The organism is Actinoplanes sp. NPDC049316 (assembly GCF_040677315.1).
In the GTDB taxonomy this organism is placed as follows: domain Bacteria; phylum Actinomycetota; class Actinomycetes; order Mycobacteriales; family Micromonosporaceae; genus Actinoplanes.
The window spans coordinates 62429-68961 of the sequence record NZ_JBFAQM010000040.1 but is presented as its reverse complement, the minus strand read 5'-3'; the positions used below and the strand labels follow the sequence as shown (position 1 = coordinate 68961).

Annotated in this window: 6 protein-coding genes; 1 reads left to right on the top strand and 5 read right to left on the bottom strand. The window is 74.7% G+C overall.

The annotated features are described in order from the left end of the window. Positions 1–38: 38 nt before the first annotated feature. The 5 genes from AB0K03_RS37470 to AB0K03_RS37450 form a co-directional block, all read right to left on the bottom strand. Positions 39–461 carry a phage holin family protein gene (locus AB0K03_RS37470; RefSeq protein ID WP_364695656.1) on the bottom strand — a complete coding sequence of 141 codons (423 nt, stop codon included), beginning with the start codon at positions 459–461 and terminating at the stop codon, positions 39–41. Then, a complete protein-coding gene (locus AB0K03_RS37465) occupies positions 458–1390 on the bottom strand; it encodes a hypothetical protein (RefSeq protein WP_364695653.1) in 933 nt (310 codons plus the stop codon). Before AB0K03_RS37465 ends, AB0K03_RS37470 begins: the two co-directional genes overlap by 4 nt. Before the next feature lie 221 nt (positions 1391–1611). Next, the gene (locus AB0K03_RS37460) at positions 1612–2148 is read right to left on the bottom strand and encodes a putative immunity protein (RefSeq protein ID WP_364695651.1); all 537 of its coding nucleotides are present in this window, start codon (positions 2146–2148) and stop codon (positions 1612–1614) included. Continuing rightward, the gene (locus tag AB0K03_RS37455) at positions 2136–3869 is read right to left on the bottom strand and encodes an ABC transporter ATP-binding protein (RefSeq protein WP_364695648.1); all 1734 of its coding nucleotides are present in this window, start codon (positions 3867–3869) and stop codon (positions 2136–2138) included. Before AB0K03_RS37455 ends, AB0K03_RS37460 begins: the two co-directional genes overlap by 13 nt. Then, positions 3866–5485: an ABC transporter ATP-binding protein gene (locus tag AB0K03_RS37450; protein WP_364695662.1), complete on the bottom strand. Its 1620-nt coding sequence runs from the start codon at positions 5483–5485 to the stop codon at positions 3866–3868. The genes AB0K03_RS37455 and AB0K03_RS37450 overlap by 4 nt, the downstream gene beginning before the upstream one ends. Positions 5486–5648: 163 nt before the next feature. Here AB0K03_RS37450 and folP point away from each other — a divergent pair, with 163 nt between their 5' ends. After that, positions 5649–6533 carry a dihydropteroate synthase gene (gene folP, locus AB0K03_RS37445; protein ID WP_364695645.1) on the top strand — a complete coding sequence of 295 codons (885 nt, stop codon included), beginning with the start codon at positions 5649–5651 and terminating at the stop codon, positions 6531–6533.

The following is a 6533-nucleotide window of genomic DNA, read 5'->3' as shown; positions in this document are numbered from 1 at the left end:
ACGCGTCAGCGAGGCCCGCGTCTCCTCGATCTCCTGCCTCAGCCGGTCGGGTTCTTCAGCCATTGCGCGTCCTCCTTCAGCGTGTCGACGGTGCGATGGGGTGTGGGGTCGACCGTCTTGAGCTTCTTGCGCCCGTTCGCGTAGAGGACGCCCGCGATGATCGCCCAGACGGCGGCGACGATCAGCGCGGCCCAGCCCGGGTCCATGACGTTGCTCAGCGCCGCCACCAGCGCGAAGCTGAGCAGCACGACCACGAGGTAGCCGGCGAACGCGGCGCCGCCGAGCATCCCCCCGGCCTTGCCCGCCTTGGCGGCCTCCTCCTTCAGCTCCACCTTCGCGAGCGCCACTTCCTGACGGAACAGCTGCGACAGGTCGTTGCTGATGTTGCCGATCAGCTCGCCGACCGAGGTCGCGGAGACCTCTTCGGAGCGGCTCTCACCGGTGGGGTACGGCGCTGTCATCGCGTACCGCCCGGGTAGTCCTCCTCCACGGCCAGCGGGGTGCCGGTGCCGGTCGAGGCGTACTCCGTGCCGGACGTGGGGTAGCCGGTGTCCACGGCCGGGTCGGCGTAGCCGGTGCCCGTGGTGGCCGTCGTGCCGGTCGTCGCCGGGTACGCCCCGCCGGTGGTGCCGGTCGCGTACCCCGCGCCGGTGGTCCCGGCCGCGTAGCCGGTGCCGGTCGTGCCGTAGCCCGCGCCGGTCGTGGTGGTGCCGTACGAGGTGCTGCCCGTGCCGGAGACGAAACTGTCGCTCTGCGGCTTGCCGGCGGTGTCGTCCGCCTTGGCGACACCCTTGCCGAGCCGTCCGACCACGAAACCGGCGGCCAGGGCGCCGGCGAGGAACGCGCCGGGACGCCGCCGGGCGAAGTCGCCGACCTCGCGCAGCACGCCCTCGGGCCCGTTACGGTCCAGGTAGTCGGCCAGCTGCCGGCCACTGTCGGCGATCCGGGAGACGACCGTCGCGGCCGGCGAGTCCTGCCGGTCGCCGCGCATCTCGTCGAGGTGGTCGGCGGTCTGCCGGATCGAGCTCACGAGCTTGTCGTTCTGCGTACGGGCCTGCGTGCCGACCCGGTCGCGGACGTCGGAGGCGATGCTGCGGGCCTGCGCCTTGGCCTCGGAGCCGACCCGGTGCGCCTGCTCCTTGGCGGTGTCCTTGACCTCGGCGGCGGCCTGCTTGGTGGCGCCCGCCGTCTCCCCCGCGACCTGCTTCGCCTGCTCCTTGGCGCCGCCCGGCGAGTCGTTCGCCGAGCCGCCGAAACCGCGGTCGTCGCCGGTGGTCAGGCTGTCCTGGGTGACGCCCGTGGCCGGGTAGGTCTCGACCGGCTGAACCGGCACCTCACCGTAGCCGGGCGTGGCGTCCGGGGCGCGTGCACCCGTGTAGGGGTCACTCATCGCTACCTCCATGATGGTTCGTCCGTTGGTGCATCGCCCTGTCACCTACCCGCCGGACCGCGGCTCATACATCTTCGTCGTTGCTCAATGGCGCGAATTTCTCCTGCATAGATCGGCCCTGAGCGGGTATTCCCTCGCCCCGCTCGTCTCCTACCGCACCGATCGGTCAACCGTGCCTAACTCCATCACCGACGGTGTACACGGGGGGAGCGAGCCGATGGTCACCGCAGCGCCGCGTCCAGGCGGCGGATCAGCTCCCCGACCCGCCCTCCCCCGGCCGGCGCGCCCGGATACCGCCGCAACACCTCCACCACGACCGGATTCGCCCATACCCGCGTCCGTCCGATGTGGTCGTCTGCAGCCGCCGGGTCCTCCCCCGCGGCGATCTCCAACGCCCGGGCGGCGTGACCCGCGGCGCCCAGGATGTGCTTGACCTGCGTCGCCTTCGCCAGCGGGTGCAGGTACGCCGCACCCGCAGCCGCCAGCGCGGCCCGCGCGGCCTCGCTCGCCGCGTCCAGCCCCGCCTCACGAGCGTCCTGGGCCGCCCGCTGTGCCGCCCAGGCGCAGTCCCGGATCGCCTTCGTCCGCTCACCCCCGTCCGCGAACGCCTGCGCCGCCGAGATCGCCGCGCCCGGCCGCGGGTCGCCTGGACGGTCGCGTTCGAAGATTTCCAGACAGGGCCGCGCGCACGCCGCCGCGTAGCCGGCCACCGCTCGCAGCTCCGCCTTGGTCAGGGAGAAATCGCTCAGCTGTGCCACGTGCGCCACAATGCCGCGTACGTGCCACCGGCCGCGACCAGGTCGTCGTGGGTGCCCAGCTCGACGAGGCGGCCCGCTTCCATCACCGCGACCCGGTCGGCGTCGTGGGCCGTCTGCAGGCGGTGGGCGATCGCGATGACCGTACGGTCGTGCAGGATCGCCGCCAGCGCGCGTTCCGCGTCCCGGGCCGTCGCCGGGTCGAGCAGCGCCGTGGCCTCGTCGAGGACCACCGTGTGCGGGTCGGCGAGGATCACGCGGGCGAGGGCGAGCTGCTGGGCGCGGGCGCCGTCGAGGGTGAGGCCGCCGTCGGCCGGCCGGGTGTCGAGGCCGTACGGCAGTTCGGCGACCCAGTCCGCGCCGACCACCGCCAGGGCCGCCATCAGCTGCTCGTCGGTGGCGTCCGGCGCGGCCAGGGTCAGGTTGTCGCGGATCGCGTCGCGGAACACGTGCTGTTCCTGGGTCACCAGCACCACCTGGCGGCGCAGCAGGTCGGGGGGCAGGTCGGCGATGGGCACGCCGCCGACGGTGACCGTGCCGGCGCCCGGGCGGTCCACGCCGGCGAGGAGGCGGCCCAGCGTGGACTTGCCCGCCCCGGACGGGCCGACGACCGCGAGCCGTTCTCCCGGCCGTACCGTCAGATCCACGTCGCGCAGGACGTCATGCCCGCCGTCGTAGGCGTACCGCACGCCGCGGACCTCGATGCGGTCGCCGGCCGGCGCGGTGCCGCCGAGCGGGACCGCCGCCGGGAGGCCGGCCAGGCCCTCGATGCGGGCGAACGACGCGCCGGTGCTCTGCAGCTGCTCGAGCCAGATCAGGATCGCGTCGAGCGGCACCGCGAGCTGCCGCAGGTAGAGCGCGGAGGCCGCGACGACGCCCAGCGTGATCCGCCCGTCGACGTAGAGGGCCCCGCCGAGCAGCAGCACCGCCACCACCGGGACCACGTAGGACAGGTCGACGACCGGGAAGAGCACGCTGCGCAGGAACAGCGTGCGCAGCCGGGTGCGGCGGGCCCGGGAGATCGCGTCGTGGCCCGCCGCGAGGCGGCGTCGCTGCAGGCCGAAGGCTTCGACGGTACGGGCGCCCGCGATCGTCGACGCCAGCTCGTCGGCGAGCACGGAACCGGCCGCGCCCTCGTCGAGGTACGCCGTGCGGGCCCGCCGCAGGTACCACCGGGTGGCGACCGCGATGCCCGACAGGCCGGCCACGCCGACCGCCCCCAGCAGTGGGTCGAGCAGGAACACCGCGACGAGCACGAACACCGCCGTGGCGGCCGCGATGAGCACCTCGGGCACGGCGTCGCGCAGCGTGAAGGCGACCGTGCCGACGTCGGCGGTGCCGCGGGCGGCGAGGTCACCCGCCGGTACCCGCTCGACCTCCGCGGCGGGCAGCGCGAGCACCCGGTCGAGGAAGCGTTCGCGGATGCGGGCCGCCGTACGCTCGCCGAAGCGGTGACCCGCCACGAGCGCGGCCCGGGACAGCAGGATCTGGCCCAGCGTGCACAGCAGGATGCCCAGGGCGAGGTGGTCGACGGCGGCGACCGACCTGGACCCGGCGGCGACGGTGTCGATGACCCGGCCGAGCAGCCACGGCCCGGCCAGCCCGGCGACCGCCGCGAGGATGTTGAGCGTGACCATCAGCGCCACGGCGCGGGCGTCCGCGCGCACCAGCCCGGCGGCGGCCCGGCGCACACGGTCGCGCCGGGCGACCGGCAGCGCGGTCATCGCACGGCCCCGGCCGGGGCGTCCTCCCCGGCGGCACGGGTGACCAGCGCACGATAGCCGGGTTCGGCGGCGAGCAGCTCCCGGTGCGTGCCGGTCGCGGCGACCCGGCCGCCGACGAGGTAGTGCACCACGTCGGCGAGTTCCAGCAGGGCCGGCGAGGTGGTGGTGACCAGCGTGGCGCGCCCTATCCGCGCCGCGGCCAGCCCTTCGGCGACCGCCGCCTCGGTGTGCGCGTCGACGGCCGAGGTGGGCTCGACCGCGAGCAGGATCTCCGGGTCGGCGTGCAGGGCCCGGGCGAGCCGGACCCGCTGACGCTGCCCGCCGGACAGGTTGCGGCCCTGGGTGTCCAGGACGGACGCCGTGCCGGCGGGCAGGCCGGCCACGATGTCGCCGGCCGCCGACGCGACCAGGGCCCGCGCCACGGCGTCGTGGTCCACCTCGGCACGGCCGGCGACGACCTCGGCGAGGGTTCCGGTGAACAGGTACGCGTCGTTGTCCGCGACGAGGATCCGGTCCCGGACGTCCACTCCGGCCACCGGCACGCCGTCCCAGGTGACCGCCGTGGGCCCGTACCGTCCGAGCCGGTCCACGACGGCGGCCGCGTCGCCGGGCCGGGCCGTGGCCAGCGCGGTGAACTGCGCGGGCGCCACCAGCACCCCGGACTCGGGGTCGTACAGGGGCGCGGGCCCGTCCGGCCCCCGGCCGTGCGCGGGCGGGTCCACGGGTAGCCGCAGGAAGTCGAGGACGCGGCGGCCGGCGACCAGCGCGCGGCCCACGTCGAAGCCGCCCTCGATGAAGAACGCGACGGGGACGACGAGCATCGCCGCGTACCCCCAGACCGCGACGAGCTCGCCCACGCTGATCGTGCCCTGCGCGGCCATCCGGGCCGCCAGCCAGATCACGACGGCCAGGAACAGGGCGGGCAGGCCGGTACCCAGCGCCTGGATCCAGCTGGTCACCGCGCCCACCCGGTACCCCTCCTCGACCACGAGCCGGGAGTCGCGCCGGTAGCGGGCCGCGTACGCCTGCTTGCCACCCAGCCCGTTGAGCACCCGCAGGCCGGCCACGATGTCGACGAGCCGGTCGGCGAGAGCGCCCTGGCGTTCGCGGTAGCGCGCGCCGGCGCGGTGCAGGCGGCGCAGCATCGGCCCGACCGCCAGCGCCAGCACCGGCACGCCGGCCAGCACGACCACCGCGAGCAACGGTGAGATCTCGAGCAGCAGTGCGGCGACCACGACGTACGCCACGGCCGCGCCGAGCCCCGGCCCGGTGACGGTCAGCGCCTGCGCCAGGGCCCACACGTCGGCGACCCCGATGGTCACCACCTCGCCCGCGCCGATGCGCCGGGGCAGGGCCGCGCCGAGCCGGGTCGCGTGGGCCAGCACCGCGCCGATCGTGCGGAACCCGCCGTCGAGCCGGATCTTGGTCATGGTCCGGTGCCGCAGCATCGCCAGCACGGCGTTGACCGCGCCGGCCACGAACAGGGCGGCCACCCAGGCGGCGAGCACGGCCAGGTCGCGCCGGCGCAGGCCGCGATCGACGGCCTGCGACAACAGGTACGGCGGAAGCGTCAGCCCGACCATCCACGACGACCCGAGCACCGCCCCGGCGACGATGCGTCCCTTTTGCCGCCGGATGAGCCACCACAGGTATCGCAACGGACCCCGCACGTCGGCAACCGCGAGTCCCGCTTCCGTCACCCCTTGCACCCTAGAGCGCCGCGATCATCAGCGGGAGCCCCCAATTCGCGCACCTCAGGCACCGGGTTAGTCTCCGGGCGTGAGCGACTACGCACCCCCGCTGATCAGCGCCGAACGGGTCATCGGCGGCCGTGCCCACGACTTCTCCCGGCGGGTCACGGTGATGGCGATCGTGAACCGCACCCCCGACTCCTTCCACGACCGCGGCCGCACCTTCGCCCTCGAGAAGGCCACCGAGGCGGTGCGCGCGGCGGCCGAGGCGGGCGCGGACTGGATCGACATCGGCGGCGTACCGTTCGCGCCGGGCCCGTACGTGTCCCCCGGGGAGGAGCTCGACCGGGTGCTGCCGGTGGTCGAGGCGGCCCAGGGGCTGGCAGTGGTCTCGGTGGACACCTACCGACCGGAGGTGGCCCGCGAGGTCGTCAAGGCCGGCGCGGGCGTCGTCAACGACACCTCGGGCCTGCGCGACCCCGCCATGGCCGACGCGGTCGCGGGCACCGACGCCGCCCTGGTGATCACGCACAGCCTGGCGGAGCCGCGCACCGCGTACCCGGGCCCCCGCTACGACGACGTGACGGCCGAGGTCGCCGCCTTCCTGCGGGACCGCGTACGCCTCGCGCTGGAGCGCGGCGTCCGCCCGGAGCAGATCATCATCGACCCGGGCCACGACCTGAACAAGAACACGTACCACACCCTCGAGGTGACCCGCCGCCTGCGCGAGATCGCCGACATCGGCCACCCGCTGCTGGCGGCGGTCAGCAACAAGGACTTCATCGGCGAGACCCTCGACCGCCCCCAGGGCGAACGCCTGCCGGGCACGCTGGCCGCGGTGGTCTTCTGCATCCTGCAAGGGGCGCGGATCGTCCGGGTCCACGACGTGAAGGCGACGGTGGAGGCGGTCCGGATGACGGAGGCCATGCTGGGACTGCGCGAGCCCGCGTACGCCCGCCACAACATGCCCTGA